The sequence below is a fragment of the Nostoc favosum CHAB5714 genome (assembly GCF_020829495.1).
Classification (GTDB): domain Bacteria; phylum Cyanobacteriota; class Cyanobacteriia; order Cyanobacteriales; family Nostocaceae; genus Nostoc; species Nostoc favosum.
Window position 1 is genome coordinate 1 of record NZ_JAIVFQ010000018.1, and the last position, 22,241, is coordinate 22,241.

24 protein-coding genes, 1 tRNA gene and 2 pseudogenes are annotated in these 22,241 nt (G+C 40.7%); 14 read left to right on the forward strand and 13 right to left on the reverse strand.

The genetic code is table 11. From position 1 onward, the window contains the following. Positions 1–207: 207 nt before the first annotated feature. Together LC586_RS14440 and LC586_RS14445 are read right to left on the reverse strand one after the other, a co-directional pair. Entirely contained in the window at positions 208–864 is a 657-nt protein-coding gene (locus LC586_RS14440; protein ID WP_229485479.1) for a pentapeptide repeat-containing protein, read from the reverse strand. Positions 865–1,173: 309 nt separating this feature from the next. After that, positions 1,174–1,455, reverse strand: a complete 282-nt coding sequence (locus LC586_RS14445; RefSeq protein ID WP_229485480.1) for a hypothetical protein — start codon at positions 1,453–1,455, stop codon at positions 1,174–1,176. Between the two features lie 269 nt (positions 1,456–1,724). On the opposite strand from LC586_RS14445, the gene LC586_RS14450 reads away from it, so the two are divergent. After that, positions 1,725–1,961 carry a helix-turn-helix transcriptional regulator gene (locus tag LC586_RS14450; RefSeq protein WP_229485481.1) on the forward strand — a complete coding sequence of 79 codons (237 nt, stop codon included), beginning with the start codon at positions 1,725–1,727 and terminating at the stop codon, positions 1,959–1,961. Positions 1,962–1,998: 37 nt separating this feature from the next. Here the strand turns inward: LC586_RS14450 and LC586_RS14455 are convergent, their stop codons facing one another. Further along, complete coding sequence (locus LC586_RS14455; RefSeq protein WP_229485482.1) at positions 1,999–2,301, reverse strand: acylphosphatase; 303 nt, start codon at positions 2,299–2,301, stop codon at positions 1,999–2,001. A 77-nt stretch (positions 2,302–2,378) separates the two neighbouring features. Next, positions 2,379–2,732 carry a hypothetical protein gene (locus LC586_RS14460; RefSeq protein ID WP_229485483.1) on the reverse strand — a complete coding sequence of 118 codons (354 nt, stop codon included), beginning with the start codon at positions 2,730–2,732 and terminating at the stop codon, positions 2,379–2,381. A 238-nt stretch (positions 2,733–2,970) separates the two neighbouring features. On the opposite strand from LC586_RS14460, the gene LC586_RS14465 reads away from it, so the two are divergent. The 3 genes from LC586_RS14465 (at position 2,971) to LC586_RS14475 (ending at position 6,724) form a co-directional block, all read left to right on the forward strand. After that, complete coding sequence (locus LC586_RS14465; RefSeq protein ID WP_229485484.1) at positions 2,971–3,348, forward strand: DUF1823 family protein; 378 nt, start codon at positions 2,971–2,973, stop codon at positions 3,346–3,348. Between the two features lie 462 nt (positions 3,349–3,810). After that, positions 3,811–5,469: an alpha-amylase family glycosyl hydrolase gene (locus LC586_RS14470; RefSeq protein ID WP_229485485.1), complete on the forward strand. Its 1,659-nt coding sequence runs from the start codon at positions 3,811–3,813 to the stop codon at positions 5,467–5,469. A 199-nt stretch (positions 5,470–5,668) separates the two neighbouring features. Continuing rightward, a complete protein-coding gene (locus tag LC586_RS14475) occupies positions 5,669–6,724 on the forward strand; it encodes a 3-deoxy-7-phosphoheptulonate synthase (protein ID WP_229485486.1) in 1,056 nt (351 codons plus the stop codon). A 178-nt stretch (positions 6,725–6,902) separates the two neighbouring features. Here the strand turns inward: LC586_RS14475 and LC586_RS14480 are convergent, their stop codons facing one another. The 4 genes and pseudogenes from LC586_RS14480 to LC586_RS14495 all read right to left on the reverse strand — a co-directional run bounded on the left by LC586_RS14480 (position 6,903) and on the right by LC586_RS14495 (position 9,883). Next, on the reverse strand, positions 6,903–7,169 hold the full coding sequence (locus LC586_RS14480) for a BrnA antitoxin family protein (RefSeq protein ID WP_229485487.1): 267 nt from the start codon (positions 7,167–7,169) through the stop codon (positions 6,903–6,905). Then, positions 7,153–7,428: pseudogene (locus LC586_RS41885) on the reverse strand (BrnT family toxin). The gene LC586_RS14480 and the pseudogene LC586_RS41885 overlap by 17 nt, the downstream one beginning before the upstream one ends. A 433-nt stretch (positions 7,429–7,861) precedes the next feature. Continuing rightward, positions 7,862–9,034, reverse strand: coding sequence for an RNA-guided endonuclease InsQ/TnpB family protein (locus LC586_RS14490; RefSeq protein WP_229485489.1), 1,173 nt, complete (start codon positions 9,032–9,034; stop codon positions 7,862–7,864). 345 nt (positions 9,035–9,379) lie between these two features. Further along, positions 9,380–9,883 (reverse strand): 2TM domain-containing protein, encoded by a 504-nt coding sequence (locus LC586_RS14495; protein ID WP_229485490.1) that lies wholly within the window; start codon positions 9,881–9,883, stop codon positions 9,380–9,382. 276 nt (positions 9,884–10,159) lie between these two features. Here LC586_RS14495 and LC586_RS14500 point away from each other — a divergent pair, with 276 nt between their 5' ends. Together LC586_RS14500 and LC586_RS14505 are read left to right on the forward strand one after the other, a co-directional pair. Continuing rightward, positions 10,160–10,876, forward strand: coding sequence for an ROK family protein (locus LC586_RS14500; RefSeq protein ID WP_229485491.1), 717 nt, complete (start codon positions 10,160–10,162; stop codon positions 10,874–10,876). A 278-nt stretch (positions 10,877–11,154) separates the two neighbouring features. Continuing rightward, on the forward strand, positions 11,155–11,709 hold the full coding sequence (locus tag LC586_RS14505) for a peptidoglycan-binding domain-containing protein (protein ID WP_229485492.1): 555 nt from the start codon (positions 11,155–11,157) through the stop codon (positions 11,707–11,709). Positions 11,710–11,911: 202 nt separating this feature from the next. Here LC586_RS14505 and LC586_RS14510 read toward each other — a convergent pair whose 3' ends face one another. Further along, a complete protein-coding gene (locus LC586_RS14510) occupies positions 11,912–14,332 on the reverse strand; it encodes a sucrose synthase (RefSeq protein ID WP_229485581.1) in 2,421 nt (806 codons plus the stop codon). Between the two features lie 548 nt (positions 14,333–14,880). Then, entirely contained in the window at positions 14,881–15,078 is a 198-nt protein-coding gene (locus LC586_RS14515; RefSeq protein WP_229485493.1) for a hypothetical protein, read from the reverse strand. A gap of 59 nt (positions 15,079–15,137) precedes the next feature. Between LC586_RS14515 and LC586_RS14520 the strand changes: the two genes are divergently transcribed. Beyond that, positions 15,138–16,364 carry an RNA-guided endonuclease InsQ/TnpB family protein gene (locus LC586_RS14520; RefSeq protein WP_229485494.1) on the forward strand — a complete coding sequence of 409 codons (1,227 nt, stop codon included), beginning with the start codon at positions 15,138–15,140 and terminating at the stop codon, positions 16,362–16,364. On the opposite strand, the gene LC586_RS14525 is transcribed toward LC586_RS14520, so the two are convergent. Both LC586_RS14525 and LC586_RS14530 read right to left on the reverse strand, forming a co-directional pair. After that, positions 16,343–16,906: a hypothetical protein gene (locus LC586_RS14525; RefSeq protein WP_229485495.1), complete on the reverse strand. Its 564-nt coding sequence runs from the start codon at positions 16,904–16,906 to the stop codon at positions 16,343–16,345. The genes LC586_RS14520 and LC586_RS14525 overlap by 22 nt on opposite strands. A gap of 457 nt (positions 16,907–17,363) precedes the next feature. Beyond that, a tRNA-His gene (locus tag LC586_RS14530) sits at positions 17,364–17,436 on the reverse strand. 124 nt (positions 17,437–17,560) lie between these two features. On the opposite strand from LC586_RS14530, the gene LC586_RS14535 reads away from it, so the two are divergent. From LC586_RS14535 to LC586_RS14565, 7 genes and pseudogenes are all read left to right on the forward strand, one after another. Next, positions 17,561–17,944: a DUF4359 domain-containing protein gene (locus tag LC586_RS14535; protein WP_229485496.1), complete on the forward strand. Its 384-nt coding sequence runs from the start codon at positions 17,561–17,563 to the stop codon at positions 17,942–17,944. Positions 17,945–18,258: 314 nt separating this feature from the next. Beyond that, positions 18,259–19,005 (forward strand): sirohydrochlorin chelatase, encoded by a 747-nt coding sequence (locus LC586_RS14540; protein ID WP_229485497.1) that lies wholly within the window; start codon positions 18,259–18,261, stop codon positions 19,003–19,005. Beyond that, positions 19,006–19,785 carry a uroporphyrinogen-III C-methyltransferase gene (cobA, locus tag LC586_RS14545; protein ID WP_229485498.1) on the forward strand — a complete coding sequence of 260 codons (780 nt, stop codon included), beginning with the start codon at positions 19,006–19,008 and terminating at the stop codon, positions 19,783–19,785. A gap of 234 nt (positions 19,786–20,019) precedes the next feature. Further along, a complete protein-coding gene (locus tag LC586_RS14550) occupies positions 20,020–20,568 on the forward strand; it encodes a DUF1036 domain-containing protein (RefSeq protein WP_229485499.1) in 549 nt (182 codons plus the stop codon). Between the two features lie 88 nt (positions 20,569–20,656). Next, complete coding sequence (locus LC586_RS14555) at positions 20,657–21,031, forward strand: DUF433 domain-containing protein (protein ID WP_229485500.1); 375 nt, start codon at positions 20,657–20,659, stop codon at positions 21,029–21,031. After that, entirely contained in the window at positions 21,028–21,420 is a 393-nt protein-coding gene (locus LC586_RS14560; RefSeq protein ID WP_229485501.1) for an ACP S-malonyltransferase, read from the forward strand. Before LC586_RS14555 ends, LC586_RS14560 begins: the two co-directional genes overlap by 4 nt. Positions 21,421–21,456: 36 nt before the next feature. Next, positions 21,457–21,552: pseudogene (locus tag LC586_RS14565) on the forward strand (uroporphyrinogen-III C-methyltransferase); the annotation flags it as partial. A gap of 30 nt (positions 21,553–21,582) precedes the next feature. On the opposite strand, the gene LC586_RS14570 reads toward LC586_RS14565, so the two are convergent. Beyond that, the gene (locus tag LC586_RS14570) at positions 21,583–22,203 is read right to left on the reverse strand and encodes a hypothetical protein (RefSeq protein ID WP_229485502.1); all 621 of its coding nucleotides are present in this window, start codon (positions 22,201–22,203) and stop codon (positions 21,583–21,585) included. Positions 22,204–22,241 lie beyond the last annotated feature (38 nt).

A 22,241-nucleotide genomic window follows, 5' to 3' on the forward strand; every position in this document is an offset into this window, starting at 1 on the left:
CAAACTCCAAACTCCAAACTCCAAACTCCAAACTCCAAACTCCAAACTCCAAACTCCAAACTCCAAACTCCAAACTCCAAACTCCAAACTCCAAACTCCAAACTCCAAACTCCAAACTCCAAACTCCTAACTCCTAACTCCTAACTCCAAACTCCAAACTCCAAACTCCTAACTCCTAACTCCAAACTCCTAACTCCTAACAAATGACTAATAAATCACTATCTGAGGTTGCTCAATTGTGCCATCAGGCATGATAGTATCCCGAAGCTTGGCATAAATCAGGTTTGTCTCCCAAAGGTTTGCCTTATTCAAGTTTGCCTTGGTTAAATTTGCCCATGTCAGGTCTGCACCAGTTAAGTTAGCCTCAGTCAAATCAGCTTCTAGTAATTTTGCTCCACATAGCTTTGCTGCTGTGAGATTAGCTCTAACTAAATTAGCTTCAATCAGTGATGCTTCAATTAATTTGGCTTCACTTAAGTCTGCTTCTCTCAAATCCACATCACATAAAGAAGCACCCCAAAGATTACTACCTGTGAATTTTGCCCGCCATAAGAAAGTTCCGCACAAATTTGCTCGTGTTAAATCAGCATTAATCAAATTAGCTTCGCACAAAGATGCTTCATACAAATTAGCTTCACGTAAGTTAGCTTGCATCAGATTTGCGCCACTTAAATTAGCACGAGTGAGGATACAGCCACACAAATTTGCATCACGCAAATCCGCTCCTATGAAGTTAACACCACTTAAATCAATTCCTTTCAGGTCGATTCCACGCAAGTCACATCCACTGAAATCTCGGCGCTGATAATATTTATTTGTGATTTGACTTAATATAAATTCCTGTTGAGCAGCATAATTTTTCATGGTATTCACCTCTGGGTGTAATTTATCTCAAAGGTCGAGTGTGATAGTTAGCGTATACTGAGAGTACACCGCAAATGGAGATCATCTGAGTAAATAATCAGATATAAATTCCCAAAAAATCGCTAGAAGCTTGAAAATGCGCTTTTTAACTGGTTTTTAAAACAAAAAATGCTGACATAGGTCACGAAACATTGATAAGTCAAGTAGAGTTAACTAGGTCGGTGAGAATAACTCAAAATCACCATTACTTCTGTCAGCACCCCGCCTACACTCTTTACGTTTGCCGATTTTGGTTTTTTTCATCAGGGATTAGCCGTTCCAATGCACGGGCAATCCAGGGCAAAAATGCGTAGGCGTAGCCCGCACTTCTCTACGAGACGCTGCGCGTAGCAAGATCCCCGAAGTGGTACGGCATGGTTCGACTCCGCTCACCAGCCGCTCAGTGACCATCGTAGACATCGCTAGCATCACTACTTGTGCCAATATTGGAACTATGATGCACACGCCAGCCGGAACCTGTAAAACTTCTCCTGCACGCAATACTTTGATATTTCCTTTGTGACTTACTTCCATCTCCAGTGAACCACTCAAGACTTCAAAGATTTCTGTCTTAGTATCGTGGTATGCAGAGGGCTACCTTGCGATCCTGGTGGCAACTCAAAATAGAATTTTACATATTCCCCATTGGTATCATGAGTTGAGCAAAGAATCGTCATGCGATCGCCTGTCACAGGGTTCTCAAGAAAGAGGCAACTTTCTCCGTATCTATCGTTCGAGACATTGTTCAATATGCAGCAACCTATGGCATTGATGCTAAGAACCTCTGTACTGCTGCGGGAATTGAATTAGCACTTATAGAAATGCCCGATCAGCAGATTACTGGAGCGCCCTTGAGAGCCTTGTGGCGTGAAACAGAGGGTACTTCATACCAACAACTCTTGGATGCGACACGCAAAGAATTAGCGTTACGACACCTTAAAAAAACAGATGCCCCAATACATGATGTGGCTTTTTTCCTAGGCTTTTCTGAACCGAGTGCATTCCACCGCGCCTTCAAGCAATGGACAGGAAAAACCCCACGAGCATACAGGGCATAGAATTACGAATTACGAATTACGAATTACGAATTACGAATTAGTCAACCCGCTTAACTTCAAATCCCCGCAACCCTTCCGGTTCTTCATACTCAACCGCAACATCTTTAACTACAGCAGCAGGTGGCCCAGAGTGACACCAACGAACCATGTCATCTACAACATCTCGCGCCCCTTCAAAGACTGCCTCTACTCGATTATCGGGGAGATTCCGCACCCAACCGGTTAATCCCAACTGGCTAGCTGTATCCACAGTGGAATAGCGATAGCCAACTCCTTGGACTCGGCCAGAAATGAATACATGGGCGCGGATGATCTTTGGCAGTGCTGTGGAATTCTGCATAGACTGGTCTAATCTTTACGATTCCAGTCTACCTAGTTTGTGTATACACAACCTATTTTTAACTCCAACTAGCGAAATTAATCCCGGTCTTCGTCATCGTCATCATCGCCGCGATGTCTGTACTTCCGGTCATCATCATCGTCATCATCGCCACGATGTTTGTACTTCCGGTCATCATCATCGTCATCATCGCCGCGATGTCTGTACTCCCGGTCATCGTCGTCATCATCATCGCCGCGATGTTTGTACTGGCGATCATCGTCATCATCATCATCCCCTCGATGTTTGTACTGGCGATCATCGTCATCATCCCCGCGATGTTTGTACTGGCGATCATCGTCATCATCGCCACGATGTTTGTACTGGCGATCGCGATTATCCCATTCTTCATCACGTTTTTTCTGCTTGCCACCGATTATATTTCTGAACATATCCCCTATTTCCATAATTTTCCTCCTGAGTTAGCGAATCTCCTTATTCAGGGTCACTTTAGTAGTTTGTCTAATGCTTGTAGCGGATAAATCTTCCAGCAGGTGTAGATAAAAATAAAATTATCCCTATCTTTGGGAGTGTCGCAGAGTAGTGATAAAGTATTTTTCAATACCTACTAACTGTAGTGAATTTAATTAATCAGTAGTCAGTTTTTCAACTTGGAATTTTGAATTGCTTATGTCTAACCTGCCACCACTCAATACAGAAACAATTTGGGCAATTCTTGACGAAAAACTTGATGATGTCACAGTCAACCAGTTGCTATGGCATTATTTAGGCTATCGCTATGATTCCTCAACTGCACAATGGGACACTAGCCAAGTTGCACCAGAATGGCAAGATGATTACCCCCAACCACCAAATTTTATTGAATCTCGACCCGCAACAGTAAAATTGACTCGTTCCATCCCTGCTGAAAATAAACAAATGCTCAAAGAAACACTGGGTTTTAAAGGTTACAAAATTGGTGAATTTGGGCCTCGGCAAACTCGTAGAGCGACTGCGGCAAATTGGTTGTTAAGTTATCTGCAACAAACCAACGACAAAATTGAGTAATCTTATACAGCAGATATTTAGCAAGAACTATAGGAATCCGATTTGATTTTTGAACAAAATTAGGTATTTGTAGGGTGCGTTACGCGAAACGCTAACGCACCAAACCCTTAAGAATAGTGTGGTACTCTCGCAGCTATACACCCTACGTATATTTTCAAAAATCAAATATGAGTCCTATATTTTAGTTTTACTTAATATCTGCTCATTAATAACTTAATAAAACCCTTTAAAATTTAGTATTATAGGCAGTAAGTGTACTGAATATAATCTGGATATTAGTTAAAAAATAACTTCTAAAAACAGTCAGAAAATAGCCCAAAAGTAGTTATTTTTATAAAATATTTATAAATTCATCCTCAAGATAGAAGCGCTAGTTATATAAATATTTCTTTAGAGCGATTTATAAATTCAATTGAGTATCAGAGAATACTTCTACCAACCCTTGATATTACAAACACTTCTATGGCAAAGCCAATTGAATTTAATTTATTTGCACCTTACAACAAGGGAGCCGCATTAATTGGTTCTTTTTCTGATTGGCAAGAAATTCCAATGGAAAAAGGTGATGATGGTTATTTTCGGACAAGTGTTGAACTAGAGGACGGCGTTTATAATTATAAATTTCGCGTCCAGTCAAATTCATGGTTTTTTGAACCAGAACAATGGGTTGATGTTACAGATCCCTATGCAACTGATATAGATGAACTGAGTGGAAAAGATGATGGTGTTATCCGGGTCAAAGATGGCGAAAGGATTACCGATACATACCTTTGGCAACATGATGATAAACCTTTACCTGCTGACCACGAATTGGTAATTTATGAATTGCATGTCGGTGATTTTTCTGGTGGTGAGGATGATCCTTATGCACGAGGCAAGTACAAACACGTCATTGAAAAGTTAGATTATCTATGCGAACTAGGAATCAACGCTATTGAGTTGATGCCACTTAAAGAATATCCTGGTGATTATAGTTGGGGTTATAACCCCCGCCACTTCTTTGCAACAGAATCTAGTTATGGTTCTACTGCTGAGTTGAAAAAATTGATTGATGAGTGTCATGGCAAAGGTATTCGTGTAATTATTGACGGTATTTATAACCATTCAGAAGCATCCAGTCCTTTAACACAAATTGACCACGATTATTGGTATCATCATGAACCTCGTGACCCTGATAATAACTGGGGGCCTGAGTTTAATTATGAACATTATGACGAGAATTTAGATATTTATCCAGCGCGGAAATTTATTGGTGATACAATCCGTTTCTGGATATCAGAATATCATCTTGATGGTATTCGCTATGATGCAGCACGGCAAATTGCTAACTACGATTTCATGCACTGGATTGTTCAGGAAGCCAAAAACACTGCTAGCATGAAGCCTTTTTACAACGTTGCCGAGCACATTCCTGAAACTAGCAGCATTACCAATGTAGACGGCCCAATGGATGGTTGCTGGCATGATAGTTTCTATCACTGCATTCTAGAACATATATGCGGCGATACATTTGATTTAGAGCGTCTAAAAGATGTCATTGACTGCAAGCGCCAAGGCTTCTTGGGTGCTACCAATGTAGTAAATTACCTCACTAACCATGACCATAACCATGTCATGGTTGAATTGGGAAACCGTGAGATTTTTAACGAAGAAGCCTTTAGGCGGGTTAAATTAGGAGTAGCCATCCTGATGACTGCTATTGGCGTACCTTTGATTTGGATGGGAGAGGAATTTGGTGAGTACAAACCTAAACAACCTGAATCATCCAAAATCGATTGGACGCTGTTAGGTAACGATCTAAATCGTAGTTTATTTGATTCATACAAAGGCTTAACCAACCTGCGTAAAAGCAATCATGCCCTCTACACAGAAAATATTGATTTTATCCACGAAAATGCCGAGGCAAAAGTATTAGCTTATACTCGTTGGAATGATGAAGGTTCTCGTGTAGTGGTAATTGCAAATTTCTCAGAAAACTTCTTAGCTGGCTATCATGTTCCTAACTTTCCTAGCCCTGGTACATGGCATGAGTGGACAGGCAATTATGATGTCGAAGCTGGTGATGATGGTATCATAACTGACTTGGGGCCATACGAAGCCAAAGTGTTTGTATGGCAGTAATCATATACACTACTACTGAGTAAGTAGTCCAATAGCAAATAAAAAAGGGGAAAATATTTCCCCTTTTTTAGCTATTCCCTTATTCATCTACAATCTAATTAGAAATTTGTCAATTAAAAAATAAGCAATTTTAAAATTTCATGGGTTTGTGTTACACTTTTGAGTTGAAGTGCGTATATAAAATTGCCAGAGCATCCCCATGCACAATAAATTATTTAGTACTAATATCGACAACGCTAACATTGAGAACGATCGCATTTTATTAACTCCCAATGAAGTTAAATCAAAATTACCTTTAACACAATTAGCCGAGCAAAGAGTTTTAGCATATAGGCAGGAAATAGAACAGATCCTAGATTTTCAGGATCGCAGAAAATTTATAGTAGTTGGCCCATGCTCAATCCACGACCCAAAAGCAGCACTCGAATATTCCCAAAGGTTGAAAAGATTGGCCGAGCAAGTCCAGGATAAGCTACTACTAATTATGCGAGTGTACTTTGAAAAACCAAGAACAACCGTAGGCTGGAAAGGGTTAATTAACGATCCACATATGGATGATTCTTTCCATGTAGAGAATGGGTTATTAATTGCACGGGATCTATTATTAAAAATTACAGAATTGGGATTACCTGCTGGTACAGAAGCATTAGATCCAATTATACCCCAATACATTAGTGAATTAATTACGTGGTCTGCCATTGGGGCACGCACGACCGAATCACAAACTCACCGCGAAATGGCAAGCGGACTTTCGATGCCTGTGGGTTTTAAAAACGGTACTGACGGCAATATTCAAGTAGCTTTGAATGCCCTACAATCAGCTAGAAACCCGCATAATTTTATCGGAATTAATCAAAACGGACAGGTTAGCGTCTTTCAAACTAAAGGTAATGGCTACGGTCACGTAATTTTAAGGGGTGGTAGTCAACCCAACTTTGATGCAGCAAATGTCAAACTGGTAGAAGAGAAATTAAAACAGGCAGATTTACCACCGAGGATTGTTATCGACTGTAGCCACGGCAATACCAATAAAGATTACAAATTACAAGGTGCTGTCTTAGAAAATATTATTCAGCAAATAGTAGATGGTAATACATCAATAGTTGGCATGATGCTGGAATCGCATTTGAATGAAGGTAGTCAACCAATTACTGGTAAAGAAGAATTAAAATATGGGATTTCTGTAACTGATAAATGTATCGGCTGGGAAGAAACCGAAAAAATTATTTTGGCTGCTCACGAAAAACTTAAATAAATAGGATAGTGTAGGTTTTCAGAGGCTTTGAATCTTGCTCCCCAAAGCTAGTAGGGCTTGTGATTACCTATATATGACAATCCCCGCTTCGTTTCTATCCCGCTTCGGAATAGAATTCCAAGACTAATATTATATATTTCGGCGAGCGATCGCTGTTAACTACGACGGCGATCGCATATCAGCTAATTCGCTGTAGTAGTACCTCATTAATAACTGTTTGATAGCCAATGCCTCTTTTTTGGGCTTCTTCTTTCGCCCAAGCTAGGATTTTCGGGTGAAGTCTGAGAGAAATTAATTCATACTTCTCATCTTCATGTTTTGGTGGTCTACCCCGCTTTATCAACTTCATGCCAAACTGTTCAGAAATTGCTTCTTTGAATTTCTCACTTTCTTCTGGTGTGACTCGCCTCGCCCTCTCGAAAGGGAACTCAGATTCCTTCTTCATATCTTTGGCGCTCTATTTTTGTTGCTTTTCTCGCACTTATTATCCTGATCTGTTCGCCACGCATTGTAAAGACAACCACGATCATTTAGCGATTTTCCATTTCTCCAATTGCCCATTCTCTTTCTTCTTGCTCGGAATGCTTGGAGTCTTCCCTAAACAGGAGATAGGCATCGGCAAAAACTGTTACGGCTTCCTCAAATGTAATACCATGCTTAAGAAAATTAGACTCAGCTTTGTTGTCGTCCCACTCAAAGCGCATTTATAGTATATACCAAAAATCTGTCCTTCAATTATTTTATACTGGCTGATTGCCCAACGGAATTCTAACCGGAGAAGACAGGAAACGTCTCCGGCTTTGCTCCTGAATTCTGTTTAGAGAAAATCATCTTTCAGACTTTTGATAGAGTGTCATATCCGTAGAAAGATAGAAATAATACTTCAGCCAATCAGATAACATCAATATTAACCCTGATAATTGCTGGGTTATTAAAATTTATTTTTAGTGGTATTACACAACAAATATTGCGGTAAATATTACCCCGAATTCTCCTGCGGGGTTTTTTTTTGAATGAGCAATGTTTACGACGAGCTTATTTACGAGATGCTGCACGAAGCTAGCTTCTGGGTGGGGGTACGGTGACATACTCCACACACTCCTATCGACGGTGAGTGTGGGCTTCTCAACGACTCCTCTATGAGGACATTGATTGAGCTTTAAGGGCGTGTGTCCCACGCGCCTTTATATTAAGAGAGGCATTTAGATCCCTGCACAAATTGATCTGACAATTAGGGCAGTTGTGTATTCTTTGAGATAGCAGTTTTTTGACCTTTTCCCCACATCTAGAGCATTCTTGGCTAGTACCGCTTGGATTTATTGCAACTACTTTTAGCCCAGCATTTTCGGCTTTGACTGTTAGTATTGATATAAATTGCCCCCAAGCAGCATCATTTATACTTTTAGCCAGTCGTGTTTTAGCGAGTCCTTTGATATTCAATTTTTCCACAGCTACGACATCATACTTATCAAGTAGTGATTTAGCTGTTTTAAAGTGAAAATCTTTACGAGTATCCGCAACTTTTTTGTGCTTGACACCCAATTGTTTAATTGCTTTTCTACGTCGGTTAGAACCTTTTTTGCGTCTTGATACCCTTCGCTGTGCTGACTTTAATTTACGTTCAGCCTTGCGTAAATGTTTTGGTGCAGCAATTCTGGTATTGTCAGAGGCAACATAAAAATCTATCAGCCCAACATCAATTCCTACAATATTGTTAGCGTCAAAATCAGGTTTAATAGCTGGAACTGTTTTGTCGTCAAGGCTGAGAGTCACATAATAACCATCTGCTTTTTTAGTGACAGATACGGTTTTAATATCAGATCCATCAGGTATTGGGCGATGAAGAATCACCTTAACATCACCTATTTTTGATAACGTAATTTTGCTAGCAGCAAAATGATGTCTCTTAAATTGGGAGTATGTAAATGTTTTGTATTGCCCTTTACCCTTAAATCTAGGTCTACCAGATTTCTTACCATTAACGTCACCCTTCAACCATCTGTCAAAAGTTAATTCAACTTTTTTAGGGATTTCTTGTAGTACTTGAGAGTGAATCTCTTTGTACCAAGGTCTATCTACTTTAAGCTTAGTTAGAGATGCTTTTTGATTGTAATAGTTAGGTTGTTCTTTTAGCTCTGGTATATGACAAATTAATGGGCATCTATCAATAAGACAACGATTCATCTCATGCCAGTCAAACCTTTGAGCCAATAAAAAATTGTATTGACAACGCAACATTTCTAGCGTTTTATCAATTTTTTCTACTTGCTTTTTAGTTGGTTTGATTTTGTACTGGTATGAAATTTTCATTTCTATCTTTTTCTTGACCTCCAGATAGTATAACATGAATGCAAAGACATTGTGTAGGCATTAATGAAAAACAAAGCATTAAATTTGAGAATATCTGAGCGCAGATTAAACAAATTACGTCTATACTCGGCTCAAAACGATAAAACCATGACTCATATAATTGAGGACTTTATCGACTCTCTTAATCTTAAAGATGGCGATTCCTCATCGACCCCCTGCCCTGTCAATCCTGCGGATTGATTTGGTTGTGGGTCAATTCGTCATCACCCAAAAATTCATCCCACACTGCTATCGACGGTCAGATGTGGGGCTTCTTTTTGTTTCTGCTAAAGCCAAGCAAATCTACTAAGCCTGTAATGCCTTAAACCACTTATTCAAAACTGTGCTGATGGTTTTCTTAATCTCATGCTTACGATTCCACTTCTGGAATGCCATTTCATACTCTTCGCCTTTCATTTGAAAGGTATTCCAGACATCCAGTCCTACAGGCAATCCGCAGAATAGCAAAATGTACAGCGACCAAGAAATTCCGCCACCAGTGATTAAATTTAGCAGTATAAAAAAGCCATTAAAAATTGCATAATTCCCTAGGCGCTTCTGAAATCTTCTGATGCGGTAAGCGTCAAAAGCCTTTCGCTGTTGAACTTGCCCCTGTTGTACTAGCCAATCGCGTTCTGCTAACTTTAAAGACTCAGGTGAAATTTCTAACTCAGCAGCAATTTCTAATATCTGCTCATAAGAAAATTCTGTATCTTTGTCGTCAGCTTGACGAGCGATCGCTAATTGCAGAATTTGTTGGACATCATCTTGGCTATAAGAGCGGAGGCTCTTGGGTTCAAATGTCGTCATAATTCTTTCTCTTATATTACTTTTAATAGAAATTTGCTACCCGATAGATTTTAAGCAGCTACGCCAGTACTATTTCCATTATTCCTACATTAGCAAATCTATTAGTCATTAGTCATTAGTCATTAGTCATTAGTCATTAGTCAAGAGTTACTCTCCCCTGCCTCCCCGCTTCCCACCAATGTGAAGACTCTCCAAACATCCAGATATTATAAGATTCAGCAGAGGATAATAACGAAGTAACAAGCACTAACTAAGCAGTAAGAAGGATGTAACTCAATGGTTGACGAAAACGGATCGATTCGTACCTTATCGGTTGATATTGGCGGTAGTGGCGTTAAGGCTATGGTTTTGGATATTACGGGGAATCCTGTAACGGAAAGGGCGCGTTTAGATACGCCCCAACCTGCTACACCGGAGGTTGTAATTAATGCAATTGTTGTGTTAGCAGCCGCTCAAGGTGAATTTCATCGCGTTTCGGTCGGTTTTCCCGGTGTGGTAAGGTCTGGAGTCACGGAAACTGCGGTAAATTTACACCCAGATTGGATTGGATTTGATTTGGAAACAGCATTATTAAAACACTTAAACAAGCCTGTACGGGTAATTAATGATGCAGATATGCAGGGGTTTGGTGCGATCGCAGGTAAAGGTGTCGAACTGGTGATTACTTTGGGTACGGGGTTTGGTTCGGCTTTATTTGTAGATGGTAAGCTGGTGCCAAATATGGAAATGGGGCATCATCCATTTCGCAAAGGAGAGACTTTTGAGCAGCAGTTGGGGCGTGCAGAGTTAGAAAAAATTGGTGAGAAAAGATGGAACAGGCGTTTAGAAAAAGCGATCGCATCCTTGCAACATCTGTTCAATTATGATTACCTTTACATTGGCGGCGGTGAAGCTGTGAGAGTGAATTTACAGCTACCGTTAAATGTAAAACTCATCCCCAATATCGCTGGTTTGTTAGGCGGTATTGCTTTGTGGCGAGATGAGAAAAGGTAAAAACTTTTTCAATATCCACAACTGAGCGTACTATTAGGTGTCGCGCTTTTTATTAAGGTGCTTCTTTCTGAATATTTAAAAATGATATGAAATTTAACACAGGTTAGATAAGAGAATTGCACAGACAGGATGTTCAGTCCTACTGTGTAATTTTGTCATGCAGTAATCTAAATTATAGTTAAAATTTAAGACTGTGCAACAACGTTGTACGCTTTTATTTTATTCAGGTCAAATTATGCGTTTTCCAAGAATACGACAAAGAAGTAAAATAAATTACGATGACTGAAATTGGCCTGATGATGACGGACGTGTTAATAATAAGACAAGCATCTGGGGCCAATTTGCCACAGCAGCAATTAGTTCAGATGGAGAATGACGTAAACCAGTCAAAACAGAGTCAGTTAGAGATAACTGCTCAAGTTACACCACCTGAATTCATGCAGACAGATGGGATTTATCAGGGTTCTTCCTGGGCGAGCGCACCAGAGAAAAAACATATACTTAAGAAAATCAGCAAAAAGAATCCGGGACTAGCTTCTTCTAAGTTAGGTGAGTCTAATAAGTATTCTCAGTCTGGAGATCAAGTCCGTGTAAAGGCTACAGGACAGTTGCAAAAGTTTAGTAGCCAACCTATGCCGACTCTTTCTTTCGGTAGCTCTGGTGTTGCTGTCAGAGCCTTACAACGGCTGTTAGTGGCTAACGGTTATGCCGTTAGAGTGGATGGGATTTATGGCGCACTGACAGAGAGTGCTGTTAAAGCCTTTCAAAATCAGCAGAATTTAGCAACGGATGGAGTAGTTGGTCAACAAACCTGGCGGGCGTTGACAATTTAGTTGGGAGTTAAGAGTTAGGAATTAGGAGTTATACCGATTACCTGTGAGCTTGCTCCCGAACAAGGAGAAAATACCAAGTCTTACCAAGGTTGATTTTGTGCATCTTCACAATGAATTGGTATTAGGAGTTAGGAAAATTTGTTATTTTTATAATTCCTAACTCCTCACTCCTCACTTTTAACTTAATTTCACTCCTAACTTATTATCGGTACTTATGCTGCTCTAATAGTTGTTGCGCTCTTGGCTTGTAAATTAAATAGAACAAAGCCTCAAGATAACGCAACAAATCTTCCCGATTCTCTTTCGAGGTAAAGTTCCAAAAGCCATAAATCCGTGCTAATGATAACAGCTTGCTAGTATGAATTTTCCAAGTATAGGTGCTGTAAACTCGGTCAATTCCTCGCTGCGAAATTTCATTCCAATAGTTAGGATTTTGTTCGCATTTAGTGATAAAGTCCACAAGTTTTGTGGCTGTCTCATCTAAATTTGTTGGGTTAATCAAAAAGCCATTAACCTTATCTTGAATAATCTCCAGCGGCCCACCAAACTGTGTGGCAAAAGTCGGTAATCCTGAAACCATCGACTCTAAAATTGTCAAACCAAAAGCTTCAAATAAAGCTGGTTGTACAAAAATTCCCTGATGATCGGCAATCACTCGGTAAATTTCACCAGAATCGGTTTTAGTCAGGCGCACACCCAGCCAACGAATCTTTCCGTGGAGATTGTACTCCTCAATGATTTGGTAGAGTTTGATAATTTCGTCACGTTCTTCGTTATCGCCTGATTCTTCGACGCGCAATTTACCCGCCACCAAAATTAAATTGCAATGCTCTTGTAATTCTTTACTTTGACCATAACATTCAGCTAAACCTGTGAGGTTTTTGATGTGGTCAAGACGCGCCATTGAGAAGAGAGGGCGCTTGTTAGGATCGTCGAGTTTGCCAAAGATTTGCGTGGGGTCTTCTAGAGTAAAGAGTGTTTCTGCAAGGCGTTGGCGATCGCTCTCTACTCGGTCTTTAGTCCGGGTATAGGGGAAGTAATTATTTTCGTTTACTCCAGGCGGTACAACATTAAATTTGGGACTAAATAATTCAATGCCATTGGTCACATGGTACAACTCCGGCATGGTGAAGCACTTATAAGACTCGTACTGTCCCACACTATCCGGTGTTCCGACAATTTCTTGATAGGTGCTGCTGACAACAAAATTGGCAGCATTCATTGCAATCAAGTCAGCAGTGAATTGCAATGAAAAATGATATTTCTCCTCTAATTCTTGCCAGTAGAGGTTACTGAATAAGTATTTAGATTTTTCCAAAGCATGGGCAACATTGCATTGGGTAACTTTCAGCCGTCGCGCCAGCAAGAATGCCACTAAGTTCCCATCAGTATAGTTTCCAACTATTAAGTCAGGTGTGCCGTGAAATTCTGCCCTTAGTTCTCTTTCTGAATCAATGGCGAAAGTTTCTAGATAAGGCCAAAACTCAAACCGGGAAATCCAGTTTTGAGTCATGTTAGGATTAAATTCCCGTAAAGGCACTCGCAAAATCCAGGCATTTTCGGTACCGTGGACTTTTTCTAGCCGTTGATTACAAAGGGTGCCATCACTGTTAGGAATCAAGCGGGTGAGAATAATCACCTTTGGCTCGACATTCAATTTCTCTAAACCCGCAAGCAGGACATCTTCTTGTAGCTGCTTCTCTAGGCTCTTTGCCTGGTCAAGGACGTAAACTACCTGACCGCCAGTATCGGGACGCCCCAACACTCCCTCTTGCCCAAACCAACCGTGAGCTGACACCAAGACGATTTTAAAAATCATCGGAACCCGTGAAATCAAGGCTTCTAGCGTCTGGGGATCGGCAGAATCAATCAATTCATCGAGAATATTTAAAGTTTCCCGCACTCGCCCTGCGGTGTTACCCCAACCTGGTTCAAAACCCATTGACTGCAATTGGAATCGGAATTGTTCGTAGGGTTCATCATCGGGGCGATTATTAACAAAACCAATAGCTTTCTTAACTTGCTCGGAAAGTTGCTGCTGTGATTGAATGCGATCGTTAAGCAGCAGTTGCACACCGTTGTAGTGGTGCAGGCGCAGGAAATTCAATAAGCTGTCCAGCAATTGTTTGGAGTCTTGAAAGATTTGGCTGGATAGATAGCGGTTGAGAAATTGTACCCCCTTACCAATATTTTTGGGGTCGCGGATGACTGGGGTGTAGTCATAAAACGGGCCGAAGTCCAATTCTAACAGGTCGCCCTCGTTGGGATGATATTTATTCACCAAGCGATCGCGCAAATCCAGCAAATCCTGTACCGTCATCGGCTCAATGCTCAAGTCTGATGTCAACCAATAAACTTCTTGGCTGGCAATCTTAGAACGGATGATGAAACAGAAGTTTGATTCCTCCTGAATAATTTCTTGAGTATAGTAAATCAGTTTACCTAACTCAGAGGAAGTGTAAAATTCCTCTGGTTTCTGGGACTTTGAGCAATACTCACTATATACATTCAGTATGTCATTCCGCAGCAAATACTTCTTTTCTTGTTGGCGTAATTCACTAAGAAAGGAACGCAAATCACTTTTTTCTTCACTATCTAAGACTGCTTGAAGCAATTCAGACATGGCAACTCCACTAGATGACGATGTTTGCATTGTTTACTTTCAAGGCGAGACAAATAAGCCTCCACCTTTTTTAGATCAGATACAAACACGAAATAACACAGATAAATTGTATTTATCTGTGTACCTACAAATATCAACTTTTCAGCAGGCACTTAAATCGTGTTCTTCTTTACTTAAAGTATCTATGACTCAGTATTTTTGGCTCTAACCAAAGGAATACAATTTTATTTCTTTTGATAGAGGTTAGTAAATAACTGCATAATTATACTGAGGGCACAACATCTCACGCCCTCAACTGCTTAAGCTAATTTTTACTATATCATTTATTTACGTGTATCTGATTATCTGCACACTGATAATGCCAAGATTTAGCTTTCAAGCTCTGCAAGGCTTGTAAATCAATACTTTTTTAAATTATTCCAGGGTATTAATATTGATTTTTTTTAGCTAGCAACAGAAGAAGCCCCACGTCTCACCCTGTACTCAGGGGAGCGTGGGATGAATTCTGGGCAATGACGAATTGACCAACAGGAGATAATGAACGTAGTTCATTGAGCGATGTTGGTCGATGATAGCGAAGCGTTAGCGAGTCTTCGAGCGTCGGAATTGCCAGTTTCTGGAATTTTCAACGAGTCAATCATCTCATCGATTACTTGAGTCATCGTTTTTTCTGTTAAGTTTGCATATAAACGTAGCTTATTTAATCTTCTCTCTGATGTTCTAACTCTGATGTATTTGTCTTTCATTTTGTTTCCTCAACGCTTCCTCATGATGCTAGCATAGGGACATAAGGAGGAAACAGAAAATGAGGACAGCTTACCAATACAAATTACGCCCAACAAAACAACAGAAATCAGAAATAGATAGATGGTTGTCGATGTTGTGTTCACAATACAATTATTTGTTGGGTGATAGATTTGATTGGTACGAGCGCAACCGTTCACCGATTAATGCCTGTCCTCTTGTCTGCCATATACCAGAGTTACGGGATAACCCAGACTATTACTCACAAAAGAAAACACTACCACAGCTTAAAAAAACTCATCCTTGGTACGGTGAAATTTACTCGCAGGTGCTACAGGATATAGTTAAACGAGTTAAGGTAACGTTTGACCGTTTTTTAAAAGGTGATAGCAATGGAAAACGAAGTGGGCGACCGAGGTTTAAATCACGCGTGAGTTATCGCACATTTACATATCCACAGATGAAGGATGGGTGTTTGCAAGGTAATTTAATAACTTTACCGATGTTTGGCATAGTTAAAGTTATTTTGCATCGTCCTATTCCAGATGGCTTTAAAATCAAGACTGCATCTGTTACCAAAAAAGCTGATAGTTATTATTTAACTTTAAGCCTTGAAGATACAACAGTTCCGAATATTTTGCCTGATTTCAATGCGGATTCAATTACAGGTATTGACCTCGGTTTAAAAGATTTTTTGACGACTTCCGATGGTAATGTTGTTTCAATTCCTCAACACTATCGCAAGGCTCAGAAGCGATTACGGGTCATTCAAAAACGTATCTCACGCCGTAAGAAAGGAAGTATCCGTCGTAAAAAAGCTATTAAGCAAGTCGCCAAACAACATAAAAAAGTAGCTGATAAACGCAAAGATTTTCACTTTAAAACTGCCAATAATCTCCTGAAAAAATATGATGTTGTAGTTCACGAAGATTTAAACGTCAAAGGACTTTCTCGTTCCATGCAAGCTTTGTCTGTGCATGATGCCGGATGGTCAAGCTTTCTGTCAATTCTAACAACCAAAGCCGAAAATGCTGGGCTGTTGGTAATTGCAGTGAATCCATCAGGTACGTCACAGGATTGTTCCAGTTGCGGGGTGAAAGTTCCTAAAAAATTGCATGAAAGATGGCACGACTGCCCTAATTGTAAATGCAGTCTTGATCGTGATCATAATGCAGCAGTTAACATAAAAAATAGAGCGGTAGGGCATTCCGTTCTTAAAGCCAAGAGCCTCCTAAGCAATAGCCGGATTGTCTTGGAAGCCTACACTTACTGCGAAGCAGAAGTGTAGGAGTATGTCACTAGATATAGATGAGCTATTTTGCGACTTTGATCGTAGCTGAACTTCTCGTAATTCCTCGAAGTCGTGTTGAAGTACTTGAAAGTCATGTTGAGGTACTCCAAAGTCGTGTTGAGGTACTTCAAAGTCGTTTTGAGGTACTTCAAAGTCGTTTTGAGGTACTCCAAAGTCGTGTTGAGGTACTCCAAAGTCGTTTTGAGGTACTTCAAAGTCGTGTTGAGGTACTTCAAAGTCGTTTTGAGGTACTTCAAAGTCGTTTTGAGGTACTTCAAAGTCGTTTTGAGGTACTTCAAAGTCGTTTTGAGGTACTTCAAAGTCGTTTTGAGGTACTTCAAAGTCGTTTTGAGGTACTTCAAAGTCATGTTAAGGTACTTCAAAGTCGTTTTGAGGTACTTCAAAGTCATGTTAAGGTACTTGAAAGTCGTGTTGGAGTACTTCAAACTTTGTCGCACCGCGATCAAGTACACAGGTGCGACGCCGTAAGCGTTGCGGTAGCGAGTCAGACGCTCCTGCGTCGCTCTAAGCGAAGCCATGCCGAAGGCTTTACGCTACGCTATCGAGCGTCATAGCCAGCCAACTCTTGGAGACGCTTTGCGAACGGCATCGCTTTCATAAATCTCCACAAACAAAGCGATGTCTACGACGGGCTATTCGGCGTCGCTTGACTTTTAAAACAGTCGCTACATAGTTTAAGGTTTTTAGCGTTAACTGAACTGTATTGAGTCCTAACCTACTTCTGCAAAGAAGCAGGCTACGCGCAGCGTTTTGTAAAGAAGTGGACATTGCACACTTAACTTTTATTTAGCAAGTAGATTTATTTATATACATAAAGTTAATCATAAGCTAATCTAATGATTAATAGTGGGTTTGCGACCCTTCCAAGTGCATAAACTCGTAGATGGCAGATCCTTGCTAAAGTAATGGTTATGAATCTTCAAAACCACCACCCATCTTCTATAGGAACTTATGGATCACTATTAAATTATGTAGGGCGAACGATGGGACTCGAACCCACGAATGGTGGTACCACAAACCACTGCCTTAACCACTTGGCTACGCTCGCCATTCAACAATTTCGATTATAGCAATAATTTGGCAAGCGATCAAGAGTTTTTCTTCAAGGAACGGACTGAGTTGATTTAGAGTCTCTGGAATCTAACAATTATAATGAATTTTACTTGGCAAACATGAAACCCTTAACGATCATTGCATATACTGGAGCAGCAGCAGGACTAGCCGCCTTGGGTGTGGCAATGGCGAAGACCAATCCCAGTCAGGTTGAGTATGAAGAATATGCGGTGCAACGGTTGACAGAATACTTAAAAACCGATGTGTGCAAAAAAACTACCAATCTTATAGAAAATTTAATCCGTTTTAATTGTGATAAGTTGGTTGACTCGGCTAACCCGCAAATCCAAGAAATTCTTGCCAGGACTACAGAAAGACAAAATTATATTATTTTTAGCATTTACCGTACAGATTTAAAAATAAACTCTTGGATACCTTCTTACAAATTTGAAACCGTGGGAGCTTTTGATCAATTTTATACTTACACTGCCGAAAAACAATAAGGCAAGGAGCAGGGGGAGCAGGGGGAGCAGGGGGAGCAGGGGGAGATGAGGGAGCAGGGGGAGATGAGGGAGCAGGGGGAGATGAGGGAGCAGGGGGAGATGAGGGAGATGAGGGAGATAAGGGAGCAGAAGCTGATAGTTGTCTTGGATGTAGGAATTGAGTAATTTAATTTTTGAGTTCCCGATAAAAGTAATTAAAAATACTTCTATTTAGTAATTGATAATAGTTTCAATAATCACGAGAGTCCCTATTACCACCAGCTTAATATTAAGTAAGATATGATAATTAGTCACTGAGAGTTCAAGCTTTGCCGATGTCATCTGCCTATCTGCTAGTATCTCACGGAAGTCGCGATCGCCGCCCAGAAATTGCTATGCAGCAACTAGCAAAGCTGGTATGTCACAAATTGCCAGAAAGCCACAACGCATTAAATGGCGCAGATCAGGTTGGCATAGCTGCTTTGGAAATGAGTCCTCAGCCTTTACACGAGCAGATTCAAGAATTTGCCAAGAGTGCTTTTGGCGATGGCAAACTATCTCAAAATGAAAATCGCCTCAAAATTGTACCGCTATTTCTGCTGCCGGGAGTGCATGTAATGACAGATATTCCCGCCGAAGTAGCACTAGCACAACAGGCTATTGGTCAGGATATCATGATTGAGTTGCAACCATACTTAGGCTCTCACCCCAATTTAGAGAAATTGCTGGCAAAGCAAATAGCTGCTATAAAAACAGAAGCATGGATTCTCTTAGCTCATGGTAGCCGTCGCCCAGGTTCTAAAGAAACTGTGGAAGCAATGGCGGCGAGTTTACCAGCAGTAACTGCTTATTGGGCTGTCCCTCCTAGTTTAGAATCACGGGTGAAAGAGTTGGTAGCTGCTGGTTATAAAGAAATTGCAATTTTGCCATACTTTTTATTCGCTGGTGGAATAACCGATGCGATCGCGGCCTCAATAGAGGAGCTAAAATTACAATTTTCTGCGGTGAATTTCCAATTGGCAGAACCACTGGGAGCAAGTGCAGAATTAGCCGAGCTAATTTGGGATTTAACAGATAGATAGATGAACCGCACAGAAAAACAGGAGAATAAGTATTTGGGAAAGGTTTATTTAGTAGGTGCGGGGCCAGGAGATCCAGGACTAATTACCCTGAAGGCAAAAGGTTTATTGGAATGTGCAGATGTAGTTATCTATGATGCCTTAGTGAGTCCGCCAATTCTGGCAATGATTAATCCCCAAGCCGAGCAAATTAATGCTGGTAAGCGGAGGGGGAAACATTCCTTGTTCCAAGAAGAAACAACTCAATTGCTGATTGAGAAAGCGCAGAATCATGCAATTGTGGTGCGCTTAAAGGGTGGCGATCCTTTTATTTTTGGTCGCGGTGGCGAAGAGATGGAAGAATTAGTCAACGCGGGAATATCAACGGAAGTTGTGCCCGGTATCACATCGGGAATTGCAGCAGCAGCTTATGCAGGTATTCCATTGACTCATCGGCTATATAGTTCTTCAGTTACATTTGTTACTGGCCACGAGGCGGCAGGTAAGTATAGACCGAAAGTGGATTGGAATGCGATCGCTCACGGTTCCGAAACCATTGTAATTTATATGGGAATTCACAATCTGCCTTATATTGTGGAACAGTTAAGTGCAGCTGGGTTGAATTTAGAAACGCCCATTGCTTTAGTGCGCTGGGGTACGCGCCCAGAACAAGAAGAATTGATTGGTACTTTAGAAACAATTGTAGAGCAGGTAGAGCAAACTGGATTTGGTGCGCCTGCGATCGCAGTCATTGGACAAGTAGTAAATATGCACAGTATTTTGTCTAATTATCGTCCAGTTTGATGGTTGGTTTGAAGGTTGTCCAACATCAGACTAAAATTCATAAGCACATTCCGTAGATGCAGTTCACAAACTATCGTATTTTTTGAAGCATAGCAGCTTCATCATAGGGTAAATGATATATGGAAACTTCGGAATATTATTCCAAAAATTCTAGATATCACCAAATTTTATCCTGAAAATTCCTGTATATTATCGTTAGTCCGATAAGCATAGGTATCTAAAGGCAAGAGGGATATGAAACCAGCCGTAATATTTCTACCGATTTTTGTAGTTCTACCTTTCCTTGTTGCCACTACTGAAACTGCGATCGCAATCCCATATCGGAGTGGTGGAAAATGTTCTTTTTCAGGTATTGATATCGATCTTGTCACGGGTCAAACTCGGAGTATATTTATGCCTCCCGAAGATCCATCTTGTTATGGAGATCAATCAGCATCTCAACAACGCCCAAGTCAGCAAAGCTATCAGTTTCGTTTCAGTAATAACTGCTCGCGTCCGGTTAAAGTAGCTCTGGGATACAGAAATTTAAATAATAATTGGGAGACTCGTGGTTGGTGGCAATTTGCTCCTGGCGAAAAAGCTAATCTCTCTAAGAAAGATGGTGATAGTCCTATTATGTCTAATAACCGCATCTTCTATTTCTATGCCGAAACAATTGATGCTGGTAATCCTTTAACTTGGCAGAGTGATACCTACATGTCTGTTAATGGTCAGCGTCTAGGTTTTAGAGAAGAACGTGATACAAAGGGCAACAACAACGATTTTTCTGTAGACTGCAAATAGTCGCGAAATTGTCATTATTCAGCGTAAAATTACTGTTAATATATACTACGGTTAGTAGTTGTAAGTCTTTTGTTTAGAAAATTTGGGTATGACTTCCACATCAAATGAAAAATCAAGGATTATCCGCACCGAACGAGGGCTGACGATCGCTGGAACACGCATCACGATTTACGATGTTATGGATCATCTCAAAGCAGGATGGGCATCTAAACTAATCCCCAACTGGCTGCCTTTGACGGAAGAACAACTTGACGCCGCACTCTCCTACATTGACACTAATCGTACTGAAGTGGAAGCAGAGTATCAAACCGTTCTACAGGAAGCCCAAGAGATGCGAGAATATTGGGAAGATAAAAATCGCGATCGGCTGGCAGAAATTGCAAAGATGCCGCCAAAACCAGGACAAGAAGAAATTTCTACTAAACTCCAAGCCTGGAAAGCAAAGCTTGGACTCACTGCATGATTGTATTGGTTGACTATAACCTGAAGGGCTACGTCGTTCTTCTACAAGGAACCTTAGCTGCTGAGGGTTGGCTCGATCTTTTGTCGATTCGCTTTGTAATGTTAGAAGAGGCTGGATTAGCCGTTGATAGCAATGATCGAGTCATCTGGCAGTTCGCGCAAGCTAACCAAATGCTTCTGTTAACCGCAAATCGAAATGCAAAAGGCAAGGATTCACTGGAGCAGACAATTCGTGAAGAGGGTACACCTACATCGCTGCCTGTGGTCACAATTGGAAGTCTTGAGCGACTCATCGAACGAGAGTATCGAGAGCAATGTAGTGCCCGTCTTGCTGACATTATGCTGTACATTGAGAACTACTTGGGCGTGAGTCGGCTTTTCATTCCCTAAAGACTATCGAGACTATCGGTCAATTTCAATACAGTTCAAGTAGAGCAAACTGGATTTGGTGCGCCTGCGATCGCAGTGATTGGACAAGTAGTAAATATGCACAATATATTGTCTAGTTGTCGTCCAGTTTGATGGTTGGCGCAAGAGTTAAATCCACTGTCTTTAAGTTTCTCGAATCCAAAATGCCAATCCTCCGCCACGCCCACGAGCTGCAATAAAATCTTGCGTCACTAAAAAGAAGCCAAAGAAGGGCAGTTTAGCTATGGACTGGTTGTAAAAATCTTCTGTTTGAACTTTACCAGAACGCATTGGTCTGTTGTAAACGATACGACCAAACAAACTGATAAGCATCTGGTTAAAGTCAAACGCCAATAAATTTTTCTTACCTAAATATTGCACTGGCCCCGTGAGTTTTAACAAAACTGGGCCAAATTCAACCTGATTACCAATTTCGCCTTTGTCTAAATCCTGTTCCAAAGTGGTATTAAAGGAAACATTAATTTTTATAAACTTGGGTACATACAAACCCTTGCCTAATACAATTCCGCCGCGCTCTCTGACTTTGTTAGTGCCAGTGGCAAAGCAAAGTTGCCATTTACCTAGAAGAGATTCAAACGGATAAGTTAACCGTTCCTGCTTGGCAGATTTTTCTGCTTCTAGCAACGCATTTACTAATATTTCAGTACTAAGGGGTGTGTTTCTCTGTCCTTGATACGCAGCCGCAGCTTGGGATAGCACGCTCACAAAGTCAAATGTCGCTTTAGATGTCAAATTAGCTGTCATAATTTAACTGTTTATTTCCTTTTCTGATAGATTGTACC